This is a genomic window from Microcoleus sp. EPA2, from assembly GCA_020882975.1.
Lineage (GTDB): Bacteria > Cyanobacteriota > Cyanobacteriia > Cyanobacteriales > Microcoleaceae > Microcoleus.
In genome coordinates, this window is sequence record JAHRFD010000032.1 from 37,920 (window position 1) to 52,592 (window position 14,673).

General features: G+C 43.3%; 12 protein-coding genes. 7 read left to right on the forward strand and 5 right to left on the reverse strand.

The window, feature by feature from the left end:
- Positions 1 to 225 precede the first annotated feature (225 nt).
- Entirely contained in the window at positions 226 to 969 is a 744-nt protein-coding gene (locus AAFP14_RS22420) for a DUF3800 domain-containing protein (RefSeq protein ID WP_341734399.1), read from the reverse strand.
- A 124-nt stretch (positions 970 to 1,093) separates the two neighbouring features.
- On the opposite strand from AAFP14_RS22420, the gene mnmG reads away from it, so the two are divergent.
- The 5 genes from mnmG (at position 1,094) to AAFP14_RS22445 (ending at position 5,619) form a co-directional block, all read left to right on the forward strand.
- Positions 1,094 to 3,010: a tRNA uridine-5-carboxymethylaminomethyl(34) synthesis enzyme MnmG gene (gene mnmG / locus AAFP14_RS22425; protein ID WP_341734400.1), complete on the forward strand. Its 1,917-nt coding sequence runs from the start codon at positions 1,094 to 1,096 to the stop codon at positions 3,008 to 3,010.
- Between the two features lie 273 nt (positions 3,011 to 3,283).
- Positions 3,284 to 3,628, forward strand: a complete 345-nt coding sequence (locus AAFP14_RS22430) for a hypothetical protein (protein ID WP_341734401.1) — start codon at positions 3,284 to 3,286, stop codon at positions 3,626 to 3,628.
- A gap of 4 nt (positions 3,629 to 3,632) precedes the next feature.
- Positions 3,633 to 4,046 carry a hypothetical protein gene (locus tag AAFP14_RS22435; RefSeq protein ID WP_341734402.1) on the forward strand — a complete coding sequence of 138 codons (414 nt, stop codon included), beginning with the start codon at positions 3,633 to 3,635 and terminating at the stop codon, positions 4,044 to 4,046.
- A 67-nt stretch (positions 4,047 to 4,113) separates the two neighbouring features.
- Positions 4,114 to 4,848, forward strand: a complete 735-nt coding sequence (locus AAFP14_RS22440; protein ID WP_341734403.1) for an SGNH/GDSL hydrolase family protein — start codon at positions 4,114 to 4,116, stop codon at positions 4,846 to 4,848.
- A gap of 108 nt (positions 4,849 to 4,956) precedes the next feature.
- The gene (locus tag AAFP14_RS22445; RefSeq protein WP_341734404.1) at positions 4,957 to 5,619 is read left to right on the forward strand and encodes an OLD family protein; all 663 of its coding nucleotides are present in this window, start codon (positions 4,957 to 4,959) and stop codon (positions 5,617 to 5,619) included.
- Positions 5,620 to 5,959: 340 nt separating this feature from the next.
- Here the strand turns inward: AAFP14_RS22445 and AAFP14_RS22450 are convergent, their stop codons facing one another.
- The 3 genes from AAFP14_RS22450 to metK all read right to left on the reverse strand — a co-directional run bounded on the left by AAFP14_RS22450 (position 5,960) and on the right by metK (position 11,206).
- Positions 5,960 to 7,915, reverse strand: a complete 1,956-nt coding sequence (locus AAFP14_RS22450) for a sensor histidine kinase (RefSeq protein ID WP_341734405.1) — start codon at positions 7,913 to 7,915, stop codon at positions 5,960 to 5,962.
- Between the two features lie 673 nt (positions 7,916 to 8,588).
- Positions 8,589 to 9,626, reverse strand: coding sequence for a glycoside hydrolase family 10-like protein (locus AAFP14_RS22455; RefSeq protein ID WP_472851082.1), 1,038 nt, complete (start codon positions 9,624 to 9,626; stop codon positions 8,589 to 8,591).
- 317 nt (positions 9,627 to 9,943) lie between these two features.
- Positions 9,944 to 11,206, reverse strand: a complete 1,263-nt coding sequence (gene metK / locus AAFP14_RS22460; protein WP_341734407.1) for a methionine adenosyltransferase — start codon at positions 11,204 to 11,206, stop codon at positions 9,944 to 9,946.
- 297 nt (positions 11,207 to 11,503) lie between these two features.
- On the opposite strand from metK, the gene AAFP14_RS22465 reads away from it, so the two are divergent.
- Both AAFP14_RS22465 and AAFP14_RS22470 read left to right on the forward strand, forming a co-directional pair.
- The gene (locus AAFP14_RS22465; protein WP_341734408.1) at positions 11,504 to 13,219 is read left to right on the forward strand and encodes an AAA-like domain-containing protein; all 1,716 of its coding nucleotides are present in this window, start codon (positions 11,504 to 11,506) and stop codon (positions 13,217 to 13,219) included.
- Positions 13,220 to 13,392: 173 nt separating this feature from the next.
- Entirely contained in the window at positions 13,393 to 13,689 is a 297-nt protein-coding gene (locus AAFP14_RS22470) for a hypothetical protein (protein ID WP_341734409.1), read from the forward strand.
- Here the strand turns inward: AAFP14_RS22470 and AAFP14_RS22475 are convergent.
- Positions 13,625 to 14,673 (reverse strand): RNA-guided endonuclease InsQ/TnpB family protein (locus AAFP14_RS22475; protein WP_341734410.1); only part of this gene is annotated, 1,049 nt, incomplete at its 5' end. The two genes, AAFP14_RS22470 and AAFP14_RS22475, sit on opposite strands and share 65 nt — an antisense overlap.

Here is a 14,673-nt window from a genome sequence, read left to right on the forward strand (position 1 = left end):
GACAAGGTGCCCCGAACTGCACGGGGAGTTATGGTACGGTTGAGATACCGTGCGCCTGTCAACCTGAAACATACTTTGATGAAACAAACCATCGCTACCAAAATAACGCCTCGCCAAGGCGTAGAGAGTGATTTTAATCCCCTTTTAAAAGAGGCTTAATCTCTCAATAATGGCGAAATCCACGACTATTATAGTCGTGGATTCGCATTTAAACTTACCTTCATTTTAGCGGTATTCAAAGTTAATTTTATGCGGGAGAACAGGAATTTTCAATAACTGCATTTTCGGCTCAAGTAGATTGAATGCTTCCTTCAATTCGGTATTACCACTGGCTGTCCCTGCTTCCTTTGAGTTACGATCGATCAAGTACACCACATAATCTGCTAACTGCAAACCAGTGTAAAACTCTGAGAAGCCAAACAAAGGTAGTTCCACAAAGTTAGAAGATTTTTTTTGTGAATTCCAATCTCGATATACTCTGAGCAATCTCCCATCCTGAATACTGGTATGCTGAGTTGAGCGCGAATCCAGAAGTAATATTCCAGTTTCGTTAGATTGCTTTAGATAAGCATCTAGCTGCTCTAATAATTGATTGAAACTTAAGCGATACAAACCAGTTTCATCTTTAATATCTTCGCTGGTCTCGCGCAATCTTTTTTTGTTGACTTGAACAGCGAATATATGGCAAGGTAACTGACTCATAGTTTTTGAAACTTCCTTGAACGCTCGAAGACGGAATTCCCTTGCAAAATTCTTAAATGACCCCACACCTTGCCAAATATCGCGTCCCTTAAGTTCCCAGTCTTCAGGTTCCTTCCCACTAAATAGTTCCTTTTTAAGTGCTGAAACTTCTCTATCCATTTGTGACCAGTGCTGGACATGAATAGCAAAGCTAGCTAAAAAAAAGAAATTTGTCTCCATATCATTCCACCCAGTGCCACCCTCATCAACGTAAAATAGAATCGTCATCTTGTCTTATGGTAACTTTTTGACATGAGCATTATCTTACAAGTGTTTTGTAGCTTTTAACTTATACTAGAATAAAGACAAGACTAAAACCTTGTTTGTCGCCTGCGCTTCCCCTGACTCAGCCATGACTGCACAAACCCCAGTACAATTTCAAGACAGTTTCGACATCATCGTAGTTGGTGGCGGACACTCCGGCTGCGAAGCCGCCCTCGCCACTTCTCGCCTCGGCTGTCGCACTCTTTTACTCACTCTCAACCTCGATAAAATTGCGTGGCAACCCTGCAATCCGGCTGTCGGCGGCCCGGCTAAAACTCAACTGACTAATGAAGTGGATGCGTTAGGCGGGGAAATTGGCAAAATGGCCGATCGCACTTACCTACAAAAACGCATCCTCAACTCTTCGCGAGGCCCCGCAGTGTGGGCGTTGCGAGCGCAAACAGACAAGCGGGAATACGCCGCTGTCATGAATAATATTGTCGAAAATCAAGAGAATTTGACCATCCGGGAAGCGATGGTGACAGACTTAGTTTTGGGCAACAATGAAGAAGTAATCGGAGTCGAAACCTACTTCGGTGTCGCCTTTCAATGCAAAGCCGTAATTCTGACCACAGGCACTTTTTTAGGTGGCACAATTTGGGTCGGCAATAAGTCGATGCCGGCCGGACGCGCCGGAGAATTTGCCGCCGTTGGTTTGACAGAAACTCTCAACCGTTTGGGCTTTGAAACTGGCAGGTTGAAGACTGGAACTCCGGCAAGAGTTGACAAGCGGACTCTCGATTATACCAACCTGGAACCGCAGCCGGGAGATGCCGATGTGCGCTGGTTTAGTTTCGATCCAGAAGTTTGGATCGAACGGGAACAAATGCCTTGTTACCTGACTCGAACTACGCCAGAAACTCATCAATTAATTAGAGACAATTTGCACCTTTCTCCAGTCTACGGCGGCTGGGTTGATGCGAAGGGGCCGCGCTATTGTCCGAGTATTGAGGATAAGATTGTCCGGTTTGCGGATAAGGAAAGTCACCAGATTTTTATTGAACCGGAAGGTAGGGATATTCCTGAACTTTATATCCAAGGTTTTTCGACTGGTTTACCGGAAACTTTGCAGTTGCAAATGCTGCGGACTCTTCCTGGTTTGGAAAAGTGCGAGATGATGCGTCCGGCTTATGCTGTGGAGTATGATTATTTGCCTGCAACTCAGTGTTTTCCAACGCTGATGACTAAGAAGATTGAAGGTCTATTTTGCGCGGGTCAGGTGAACGGTACGACTGGCTATGAGGAGGCGGCTGCCCAGGGGATTGTTGCGGGGATTAATGCGGCTAGATTTGCGAAAAATCAGGAGATGATTGTGTTTCCTCGCGAGCAAAGTTATATCGGCACTCTGATAGATGATTTGTGTACGAAGGATTTGCGGGAACCTTACCGGATGTTGACTTCGCGATCGGAATATCGGTTATTATTGCGATCGGACAATGCTGACCAGCGCTTGACTCCGCTCGGACGGGAAATTGGCTTGATTGGCGATCGACGTTGGGAGTTGTTCGAGCGGAAACAAGCTAATATTGTAGCAGAGAAGAAGCGCTTGTATGCCACGCGAGTGAAGGAACATGAGGAACTGGGTAAGCAAATTTTTGCTGAAACTCAACAAGCGATTAAGGGTTCGATTACTCTAGCGGATTTGTTGCGCCGTCCGGGTTTTCATTATGTGGATTTGGAACGGTACAATTTAGGAGATTCGAGTCTGAATTTAGCTGAAAAAGAAGGTGCAGAAATTGACATCAAATATTCTGGCTATCTGCAAAAACAGCAAAATCAAATTGATGAAATTGTGAGACACGAACGCCGACAATTGCCGGGAGATTTGGATTATATGACAATTACAACTCTCTCGAAGGAGTCGCGGGAAAAACTGACTAAGGTGAGACCATTGACGATTGGGCAAGCATCGAGAATTGGTGGGGTGAATCCGGCTGATGTTAATGCTTTGTTGATTTTTCTGGAAGTGCGAAATCGTCAGCAGCCGGCTGGTGTGGGAAAATAATTTGATTTGATAAGCGTGCCGGACTCAGAAACCGGGTTTCTTCCTAAAATCTGATTGGGATGCGTGAATTCTCGCAGAAACCCGGTTTCTTGGATGGTTGAGTGGCAAGCAGCGGGACGCAAAAACCGAATTTCAAATTAATATAAAGACCATAGTGAATGAGAAATCGATTGTCAATACGATGTCGGTGGGAGAGTCTGCCGTCGGCGGACTCTCCTTGTAATCGCTTTTCAACAGCTATAATTGAGAATCTGCTTCGTTAGTTGTTTGACAATGCAAGAGGAACCTCCCGTAGATCCATATTTAGAAGAAATTTGTGCTGGGTATACCGATCGCGAAAAGGTCGAAATTCAGCAATATCTGACTGAATGGGATGCTGGAACCTATGGTAGCGTTGCTCAGAGTATTTTAGACCATGCCACTAGGAAAGACTTTGCTCCATTGAAATATTTGCGTAAGGCGCATAATTTTAATCGCAAAGGATCTGTGAGAGTTCCTAAAACTGGCTATCGTTGGGATGGTTCAGCCGTTTACCGTAAAGGAGGTGAATATCTGATTGTACGACCAGATTCATCTGGGGTTGAGAAAATTGTGACCTATGGCATCAATGAGGAATAATGAGATGATACAGGCTCAAAATAAATTAGAGATTCAGAAAGAGTATGTGGCTTTGCTGCTGGAACAGTTAACGATCGCCGATCGCGATAGCAGTCAGGAGAGAAAAGCGATTGCCAAACAGTATCCGGGTTCTGAGCAAGAATTTGCGTTGCTAGAAGAGTTAGAATTATTGACAGTTAATATTCGCGGTTATGCCAGCATAATTAAATTAACGGGTGGGGTTGAAAATGTTCGGGATGCGATTCAGCAGTTGTCACAACTGAGTGTATTTAATGTCCCGATTGTGGCTCGATTTTATGTCGAACAGCGATCGCCCTATCCTCAAACAAAAATGTATCTACAGCTTTTGGATTATTTGCGGTTACTCGTACTGGAGTATTTGCAAGTGCAGGGAAATATTCAACCTATTTTGGCGTGATTTATTTGGGCGATTGCCTTTCATTTTCTCAATTTTTTCAGGGGCGATCACATCCCATACTATTTGTATGAACACACTAACAAAAATCGCAATTGTAGCGCTTTCTTTCGCTTTACTGGCATCAGCAGGATTGAATGTCTTTCTCTACCAACAAGGGCAAAAGTATTACTTCCTATTAAATACTACAACACTTGACCCACTCGGTCTCAACTACTATCCCAATTCAACAGAAAAAAGACACCAGCCTGTCATTGTTTTTTATGGTGATTCACGGGCTGAGAGTTGGCAACCACCTAACCAAATCAAGAACATAACTATCATTAATCGTGGCATAGGTGGTCAAACTACGGCGCAGGTGCTGGGGCGTTTTCAGCAGCACGTAGCATTGCTGAAGCCTAAAATAATTGTGATTCAGGTTGGTGTCAACGACCTCAAGGCAATTCCTTTGTTTCCAGGACAAAAAGAGGCGATTATCCGCAATTGCCAGACAAATATTGGGCAGATAGTGCAAAAATCTATTGACACGGGAGCTAAGGTTGTGATAACAACTATCTTTCCGTTAGGAACGTTGCCCATAGAAAGAAGGCCGTTTTGGTCAGACGATGTAGCGATCGCCATTAATGACGTTAATGATTATATTAAGGTGTTGGCGCGCGATCGGGTAATTGTGTTTGATAGCAGTCAGGTATTGGCAAATTCCCAGGGGATTGTTGACCCAAAATACAGTCTAGATTTTCTGCATATTAATTCAGAAGGTTATGGGGCACTGAACAAGGCAATTGCTGGTATCTTGGTGCCGTAGGATAACGCTGTCGCTCTGAAAAACATATCTAGTAGAAGTTCAACGACTCAAGGTGAAAGTTGAATGTTAAAATATAGTAGAAACCTTTACCGTGCTTAATTTCCAGTTATGGCTGAAAAATTAACAATTAAAAACTTTGCTGGTATCACGGATTTAGATATTGAGATCAAGCGTATCAATATACTGATTGGCCCCCAAGCCAGTGGTAAAAGTGTTTGCGCTAAACTGCTTTTCTATTTTAAGAACTTCGTATGGGAAATTTTAGCTGCTGTAGAGAATGAGCAGACAAAACGTAGTCTAAACTCAAACTATTCCAAGAAATTTGAGGAATATTTTCCTCCTGATTCTTGGGGAAATCAACATTTCTCGATTAGGTATGAAATTGCAAATATTTTTATTGAAGTTAGTAGGAAACAGGAAGCCAAAGGCAAGATTTCCTTCCGCTATTCAGACTTGTTAAAGCAAGAATTTACAGACTTAGGCAATTTATTAAAAAAAGCAAGAGAGCAAAATTCTGTAGAAAATGGTGAGTATGATAATTTGGATATATTATATTCAACCAGATTATTTTTAAGAAAGCGATTAATAGATTTCTTAGATAGATATATCTGTCGAGAGGCAGCTTTCAATCAGTTATTTATTCCTGCTGGTCGTTCTTTTTTCTCTATTCTTCAGAGCAATATCTTTTCTTTTTTGTCAAGCGATAACGTACTAGAGTTTTTCCAATCAGCGCCACAAAGCTATCTCTGTGAACTTTTGCAAGTCTCTTGAAAGAACTATTGAACTTATCGGATGCTTCAATCGAGAAGGGAGCTTACCCTGGATGCACTTCTGGTTTTTCAACATGACTCAATCCACATCCTTAAATAAAGGTTTTTTATTTTAACAAAATTCCAAAATCTCAATACATAACTATTATATATGAAGGCTGCAAATAGTGCAATAATAATCAAAAAGGTGTAATAAACCGCATCAAAATAACTTAATTAAATAGACATCTGGGAAAAATAAAATATCCCGCCCCTACTGAAAAAAGTAAAGCATTTGGACGCAAAATCACGGCTTTGCAACAAACCCAATTGTCGCCCAAATACTTCACCCCAACATGACATTACCTATTTCCCGCCGGTATCCGCACAGTAAAGATAGACCCTTTCCCCTCCTCACTTTCCACCGAAATCTCGCCACCCATCATCTCACAGTAATACCGACTAATCGTCAGCCCCAATCCAGTGCCACCGTACTGTCGCGTTGCTGAACCGTCAGCTTGCACAAAAGCTTCAAATAACTTGTGCTGTTGTGCTTCCGACATTCCAATTCCCGTATCCTTAACCGATAAACAAATCCAATCAGATTCGATCGCCCCAGCATCAGTTTTACCGATCGCGATCGCACTGTCAACACCCGATTCTCCCAGATGCAATTGGCGACTTCCTGCAATGCGGCTGACACTCAGTTTCACCAGGCCGTTTTTGGTGAACTTACCAGCATTACTCAGCAGGTGCATCAAAACTTGCCGCAATTTCCCTAAATCTGCCTGCACAATACCCGCAATTCGATCGCACTCAACCTCCAAAACATTACCATTTTTCCCTACCAAAGGTTGCGCGGTACTCGCCACTTTCTCCACCAGCGATGCGATGTCAAACTCCTCAATTTCCAGTTTCATCCCCCCCGCTTCAATTTTGGACAAATCGAGGATATCGTTAACCAAAGATAGCAAGTGCGCCCCCGCTTTCTCAATCTTGTCTAAGTCTGGTACAAACTCCTTGTACCCACCATCCCGCGCCTCTTCTAAAAGTAGTTGACTGTAGCCGATAATCGCGTGTAAAGGTGTCCGCAATTCGTGGGTCATATTTGCTAAAAACTGGCTTTTAGCAGTGTTAGCGGCGACAGCAACTTCCTTAGCTTGTTCCAATTCTTTTGTATGTCCCGAAACCCGCTCGATTAGGTGATTGAGAGACACAGCCAGAGAGCCGATTTCGCCTTGAGAAGTAACAGGGACTCGCAAGTCAAAATTCGACTCGGCGGCTACTTGTTCGGCCACCTGGGTGACGCTGATGACAGGTTTGGCGATCGCCCTACTCGTCTGACAAGCCACAATTCCCGCCACCGCTACCGACAGCAACATACTAATAATAATTATGGCTTTTTCGATGCCTTGGGCATTCTCCATCACTACACCGCTTTGCCTTTCCTGCTGCTGGGCTATGCCGAGAATTTTGCTCAATTCCTGAAAATGGCTATCGAGTTGCTGTCCACCCGACACACTTTCAATTGCCAAAATTTTTCGGGCTGCTTCTATCTGTTGCGGTGATAATTGCGACCGCTCGATTTGCTGCAAGCTAAACTGGAGAGTAGTGGCGTAGGAGTCTAAATCTGCTGTGCAATTTTGCAATAAAGCCTTGAGAATCGCAGGTTCTGCGGCCAGCCAAGCTGGTTTACTATCGACAAATGCTTCTATTTGCGATCGCATTTGTTTCGCCTTATTAATACTCGCGATCAACTGCTGTTTTTGGAATTGCAATTTGGCAGAATTGTCTACAAAAGAATCTAGCTGTGTTCCCTGCAAATGTGCAGCGAGAGTTGCATCTTTATAATTCCCTAGCAATTGGGCTTGTTGGTGAGCATCATTGAGCTGTTTTACTCCTTCTCCTTGGTGGTAGTCGGCGATTACTAATCCACTCATTGAACCGAAAAAACCGATACCGATTGCCAACAAATACCCCCTACCAATTTTTTGATGGATGCCCCAACTGCCGATTTTATTTTGGCAAGTTTCGATGATTTTACCCAAGGAATTTATGACGATTTTCTTCCTGAATGATTTTTGGCAGTCTTTTTTAGGAATATCCCCAGACTTTAATTCAGAGAAATCGAGATGTTTGTCATTGCTTACAACAGGCTTATAAACAGGTGTTGTCTTCGGCTTTAAGATTGGCAATTCTCTTGCTGATTCGTCCCCATCGTTCAAACAATCAACTGATTCATTGGTGCTATCACCTGCTTGTTTGGGTAAGTTAAGTTTGGAAATATGCAACCGCTGTATTCTGCTAGTATCTATCACTTTTTTTCACTCTCCACAACGGACATTTCTTTCTAGTTTCTAAGACATACAGCCGCCAAATAATCAGATTTTTTGTTTAATAAAAACCGTCAATTGAATTCGGTGGATGTCTCAGAAATAATTAGATGTTTGATGACTCCTCACCAATTATTTTTCAACTCCTAAAAGTCTTCTTCAGGTAAAAAGAGATAAAGATTGATGCAGACAGTGTGTTTTATTCCCATAACACATTACAAGCACAGAGTTGTACTTTTTTATTTTTGTTCAAATAGTGACAGGCCAATTGGGAATTTTAGATAACCTCCAAAGGATTATTTGCAGGTACTGGCACATACTTTTAATCCTTGTCATAAATCCCAAGTGAAAAAGTTGCCCAGTCCACTGATGAACCCGAAAGGGTCTAAAATTTGCAAGTTTTTGCCTTGAGGCGTGGGGATAATCCCAAATCCCAAACCGAAAATCGTTTCACTCAAAGCTGATTTTGTCTTTTCAACAATGCACCCGATCCCTCAGCTTTGGAATTTGACTACCAATCCGATCGCAATAGTTGAAACTTCCGGTTTCAGCAGCCGACGAGTTGGTATTACCTGATATCACAAATATAGCAGGCGATCGACTTGACAGGCAACCATAGCGCCCTCCGTAAAGCTGGTAAAATTCAAATTATCATGTATCAGTGAAAATACTGATTATTTTTCAAACATTTAGCTAAAGCATCGTGATTATCGCGCAAAGCTTCATAAAAAAACAAAACTTCTCCGTGAATACCGCAAGAACGGTGGTAAGCAATCACCTCTAACAACAGTTCGGGAGTTATGCAATAAGAACTACCTCGATTCGCCAACAGAATACCGGGCGAGACGTACTGTAATTGCTCGCTGCTAAACTGTTGTCTAACCAGTCGATCGACTAATTGCTGATAACTGTTAAAATCACGGCGGTAGAATTGCGGGTGAATCATATCCACCAACTTTCTGTCTACCCAACTTTGAGAATCCTGCAAATATTCCACCAGTCCCCATTCATAAGGACTAGGCGACATCGACAGCAATAAATCTGGATTAATCCCTTTCAATTCGCGGTATAAACGAGCCACAAATTCAGTAATAATATCAGCGCGCCAGTGCAGCCAATGTTGCTCCCTAGGATTGGCTGGCGGTTCTCTCCCGCACTGTTGGCGATAGTTTTCCACAGTTTTAGCATCATAGCCACCTTCACAGGGAAGCGCAATGCGATCGTCCCCTTGAACGCCACTGACTGGATAATTTTTCGCAACTTCCAGCATCAAACTCAGCAAAAAGTCTTGTACTTCTGGGTCAAGAGAATTCATCCACTCGAAATTATTTTTTTTCAGCAAATTTCCCGTGCGATCGCGCGCCGCCCACTCTGGTTTTTTCGCCAGCAAATGACCACCGTTGAGATTATAAGAACTCACAAAGCCGTATTCAAACCAAGGAATAACTTTTAAACCGACTCTATTTGCTTCAATAATTAACTCTGCTAAGGGGTCACGTCCTTGATAGCGCGAGTCAATTTCCACTCCAAATTGTTCGCGCATAATTTGAGAAGGATAAGCGGTAAAACCTCGATTCCAGACTACAGGAAATACTGTATTAAATCCCGTATCGGCAAGGAAATCCATTGCTTCTGCAATTCGTTGTTGAGAAGTGAGAACTTTGCAGTCTGTGCTGGGTATCCAGACACCGCGCATTCCAGTGTGATGAGGCGCAAAGGTGGTTGAAATGGCTATTCTATCTTTTGTGTTAACTGGAACTGCAAACTGCTGTTTTAATAAAGATTTGAAATTGCGAATTGCTGACTGGAATGGCTCCCAAAATGGCATTTAGTATAGGAATTTGTTATTGGTTCTTTTAACTGGTTCTCCGGCAGAGCCTGGGAACCAAGATACTTTGGCTCTGCCTCCCCAGCTTTTGGAAAAATTGGAGGCAGAGCCTCCGGATCTGTGTTACCAGGCAGAGCCTGGTAACAAGTAGTATTAAATTTTAGTAGCCCGCCCCAGAAATTGTACTATCGGGTTACTGCCGACAACTGCTGAACCAAAGCTGCTTTCAACAGTTCCACCTTATCAGTTTGCTCCCAAGGCAACTCTAAATCAGTGCGTCCAAAGTGACCGTAAGCTGCCACATCTTGATAGAAACGGCCGCCCCTTTCCGCAGGCAAATTCTGCAAGTTAAATGCTTGAATAATTCCCGCAGGACGCAGTTCAAAATGCTGCTTCACAACTTCCAAAAGGCGATCGTCATCGACTTTTCCAGTGCCAAAAGTTTCGATCATCATGCTCACAGGCCGCGCCACGCCGATCGCATAACTCAACTGCACTTCACACTTTTCGGCCAAACCGGCCGCTACGATATTTTTAGCCACGTAGCGACAAGCATAAGCCGCGCTGCGGTCTACCTTAGTGGGGTCTTTTCCAGAAAAAGCACCGCCACCGTGACGGGAATAACCGCCGTAGGTATCCACAATAATTTTGCGCCCAGTCAAACCAGAATCTCCTTGAGGTCCGCCGATCACAAATTTGCCGGTGGGGTTGACAAGGAAGCGAGTTTCTGCATCGGGTTTGATGGCAATATCCGCAAACACCGGTTCGACCACAGCAGTCCAAAGGTCTTCTTTAATTTTGGCTTGAACTGCGGCAGTATCAGTAATATCGCCGATCGCCTCAGTGTGCTGCGTAGAAATTAAGATCGTATCTATGCCCACAGGTTTGCCGTCTTCATAAACCACGGTAACTTGGCTTTTGCCATCGGGACGTAGATAAGATAACTGACCGGTTTTTCTGACTGCTGCGAGTTGGCGGCAAATCCGGTGGGCGAGGCTAATCGGTAGTGGCATCAATTCCGGCGTTTCGTTGCAAGCAAAGCCGAACATCAAGCCTTGGTCGCCTGCTCCAATGGCGTCCAATTGTTCTTCGCTAGATTCTTCCCGACTTTCCTGGGCTGTATTCACCCCTTGAGCAATATCGGGAGACTGAGCGTCAAGAGCCACCAATACCGAGCAGCTATTGGCGGAAAAACCGTTATCTGCGTGGATGTAGCCAATGTCGGCTATTTTTTTCCGCGCTAATTCTATGTAATTTACCTGGGCTTTGGTGGTAATTTCTCCCGTCAGCAGCATCAAGCCTGTGTTGACAACAACTTCAGCAGCGACGCGACTTTTAGGGTCTTCGGTCAATAAGGCATCTAAAATCGTATCTGAAATTTGATCGCAGATTTTATCGGGATGGCCTTCGGTAACAGATTCAGATGTGAACAGGTAGCGGCGTGACAATGATTATTTCTCCTTGTGATGTTTTCTAGTTTAGTGGAAGCAGGGTTGGATTTTGAGTAAAGTGACACTACTATAGCAAATTCACACTCCAAGCTCGATCGACAGATCCAAATCTTTAAAGATTTGCCAATTTATTTTTATACTATTGAATAATTTTAACCTCTCACATCTCAAACCTAAAATCGGCTGACTGGTATATTTTGGAAGACAGCCCAGTAGCGAAGCACAGTGCTGGCGTTGATTGGTATGAGTTTACGCATCTAACTATTTATCAGGGTCTCATCTCGCACAACAACTATGCCAGGAATCCCCAAATCACCAAATTTCATCCAGAGGGTTGCAGACTTAGAATTTCCCGGTGGCCCCATACCTCTGGACTCTCGATTTTATGTCGATCGAACTCCAGCCGAAGCACGAGCTTGTGCAGAAATTGGCAAACCCGGAAGCCTAATTCGGATTAAAGCCCCCAGAAAAATGGGCAAAAGTTCTCTGATGCTACGCATAATTCAAGCGGCACTAGCGCGGGGATACCGCACTGTCACCGTAGATTTTCAGCAAGCGGATGAAGCTGCTTTTGGTAGCTTAGATAAATTTTTGCGATGGCTTTGTGTCAATGCAGCTAGACAACTCAAACTCCCACCCAACTTGGATGATTTCTGGGATGAAGATATGGGCAGCAAAGTAAGCTGTACTATGTATTTTGAAAACTATTTACTAGAAGAAATTGAAACTCCCATTGTCTTGGTACTCAATGAAGTCAATCGAGTATTTGAACGTACAAATATTGCTCAAGAATTCCTGCCACTATTGCGTTCCTGGTACGAACAAGCCAGACTAATTGACACTTGGCAAAAACTCCGCTTGGTCGTGATTCACTCAACAGAAATTTATGTGGCTTTGAGTCTCAATCAATCTCCTTTTAATGTAGGATTACCAATTAAATTGTTGGAATTTAATGTGGAGCAAGTTCAAGAATTAGCGCGACGACATGGACTGGAATGGAGCGATAGCTATCCAGTTCAGCAATTAATGAAAATGGTAGGAGGACATCCTTATTTAGTCCATTTGGCTCTTTATAATTTAGTAAACTCCTTACAAGATAACCTCCGGGAATCGCCAGAAGAGGCAGGTAAGTATCCGGCGCAAACAGAATTAGAACAACTGCTAAAATTAGCTCCTACTCAAAGCGGAATTTATAGCGAACATATTCAAAGTCAGTCGATAATCTTGCAAAAAAATCCGGCACTATTAGAAGCTTTCCAACAGGTGATAAGTTCTCAAAATAGTATTTACATAGAGCCTTTAATTGCTTATCAGCTAGACAGTATGGGCTTGGTAAAGTTAGAGGGAAATAATTGTCAGGTGTCTTGCGAATTATATCGCTTGTATTTTCAAGAAGAAAATTTTTCCGAGCCTAGGCCAAGGGTTTGTCTGGAAGATTTACAGCAAGAAAATGAAAGGCTACAAGCTTTGGTGAACGTGGACGAACTTACTCAAATTGGGAATAGACGGCATTTTGACAGTTGTTTGCGGGCGGAGTGGAAGCACATGAGTCGTGATGGTTCTCCGATATCTTTAATTTTGTGCGATATAGATTATTTTAAAGTTTATAATGATACCTATGGACATCAAGCTGGAGATAGTTGTTTGCGATCGGTAGCTCAGGCAATTGCTCGATCGCTCAAGCATCCTGCTGATGTGGCTGCTCGCTATGGTGGCGAGGAATTTGCGGTGATTTTACCTGGGACTGATGCGTCGGCTGCTGCGATAGTTGCGGAAACAATTAGAGCTAATATTAAATCTTTGAATTTGGTTTTTAAGCATTCAAAAGTTGCCAATTTGCCGAATCCTGTGGTAACAATTAGTTTGGGAATTGCGAGTGTTGTTCCTGGGCCGGAGAATGATATATCAACGCTGGTATTGGCGGCTGATGAGGCTCTTTATGATTCTAAAAGACATGGGCGCGATCGGGCTACTCTGAGTACACTGTTGAATTTTCGGTTTCCATCTTAATCTTAGTCTACGCAAAGGAATATAACCGGGCGGTTTAAACCGCGTAAATGAAGATAACCGGGCGGTTGAAACCGCGTCTACATAAACTTTCGTCCGCCTCCGCGGACTAAGAGAATCGATCGCACATCTAGAAAAATTCTATAATCAATCGATATTCTAAAATCTACAATCGGATGGCGACACCAGTTGATTTTCCTAAATATCTGCAATCCCTGGTTGAGTCTTATCAAAAACAACAGCATCTCTACACGCTGACGGATTTACAGGTAGAGGTGCGGATGGAAATGCCGCCGGAAGAGCTATCCAACAGCGTAATGTCAAGTTGTGAAGCAAAAAAACTTGACATCACGCCCAGCGCCAAGAACAATAGAAGTGAGGCTAAATATTGGATTCAAGCCTTGACACTCAAGCGGGCTGAAGCCACTGAGATTCTGCGGACAGAGCGGATTTGGGTAACATCCAAATTCTAACTCTCGCTACGGTCGTCAAGCACCGCTTACCCAGTCGGTCAAGGTTTACACCCAACTTACTGGCTACTTTTCTCAGGATATTGGCGGAACCATTTAAGTCTGCATTCATCACTCTTCCATCGGCAGACCGATACAATCCACGCTTAATTCGCTTTCCAGATGCTTTCCACCCTTCCGGTTTTTCACCATATTTGGGCAGGGAGTCTCCATCTAAAAAACTAGCTTTGGACGTATACGCTTCTTCGGTTTCTGTAAACTTAATACCGTGCAAGTCACATAGTTGATTTAATCGGTCTTTCAGCTTTCCCAAAGGCATTTGAACAAACTTTTGATTGTTCTTTTTGCCCATATTAACATGGGATTTGAAACCTTGATTCCATCCAATTACTAGATTGCCAATGTCATACTTCAAGCAATGGTCAACAATTAGCTTGGCTGCCTTATTAATACCATCACGCATTTGGTGATTGCGTTTGCGAGTTACGCGGTCTAACCAATTATCCCAGTAACCTTCAGGCTTTCCCTCTTTCCTGGTTGCCACCCTTTTGTTCCACAATTGATTCATCGCCTTCATAGCGCGAGCATCAATCAAGAAAGAATTTTCCAGAGTGTCCACACAAGCTGCTAAATTGTCAGCAGTTCCCAAGTCAATTGATAGCGCTTGGGTGTAATCTAAAGTGTGCTGCTGGCATTCTACTTCGTAAGACATCTCAAGATAAAAAGCACTATTCTTAGGAAGAATCGTAAACTCTTTTACTTTGGAAAAATCAATATTTGACGGCATAGGTAGAAAGAACTCGGAAACTCCGAACCACCGTTTTACTGTCAATCCCAGCGAAAACCTTAGCTGACCGTCAACAAGCTTCGGCTTCAAACCTCCAGAATTTGGATAAGCCACTTTAAACAATTTAGAGCCTTCCAGGTATCCCGGTGGTTTGGGCTTAAAATGCAATTGAGCTTTAACATACAAATCTCTTAATTCTT

Coding starts and splice junctions, on each gene's coding strand:
- AAFP14_RS22435 (WP_341734402.1), top strand. CDS start 3,633: ATGATACAGGCTCAAAATAAATTAGAGATTCAGAAAGAGTATGTGGCT.
- AAFP14_RS22470 (WP_341734409.1), top strand. CDS start 13,393: ATGGCGACACCAGTTGATTTTCCTAAATATCTGCAATCCCTGGTTGAG.
- AAFP14_RS22445 (WP_341734404.1), top strand. CDS start 4,957: ATGGCTGAAAAATTAACAATTAAAAACTTTGCTGGTATCACGGATTTA.
- AAFP14_RS22420 (WP_341734399.1), bottom strand. CDS start 969: ATGACGATTCTATTTTACGTTGATGAGGGTGGCACTGGGTGGAATGAT.
- mnmG (WP_341734400.1), top strand. CDS start 1,094: ATGACTGCACAAACCCCAGTACAATTTCAAGACAGTTTCGACATCATC.
- AAFP14_RS22465 (WP_341734408.1), top strand. CDS start 11,504: ATGCCAGGAATCCCCAAATCACCAAATTTCATCCAGAGGGTTGCAGAC.
- AAFP14_RS22430 (WP_341734401.1), top strand. CDS start 3,284: ATGCAAGAGGAACCTCCCGTAGATCCATATTTAGAAGAAATTTGTGCT.
- AAFP14_RS22440 (WP_341734403.1), top strand. CDS start 4,114: ATGAACACACTAACAAAAATCGCAATTGTAGCGCTTTCTTTCGCTTTA.
- AAFP14_RS22455 (WP_472851082.1), bottom strand. CDS start 9,626: ATGCGCGGTGTCTGGATACCCAGCACAGACTGCAAAGTTCTCACTTCT.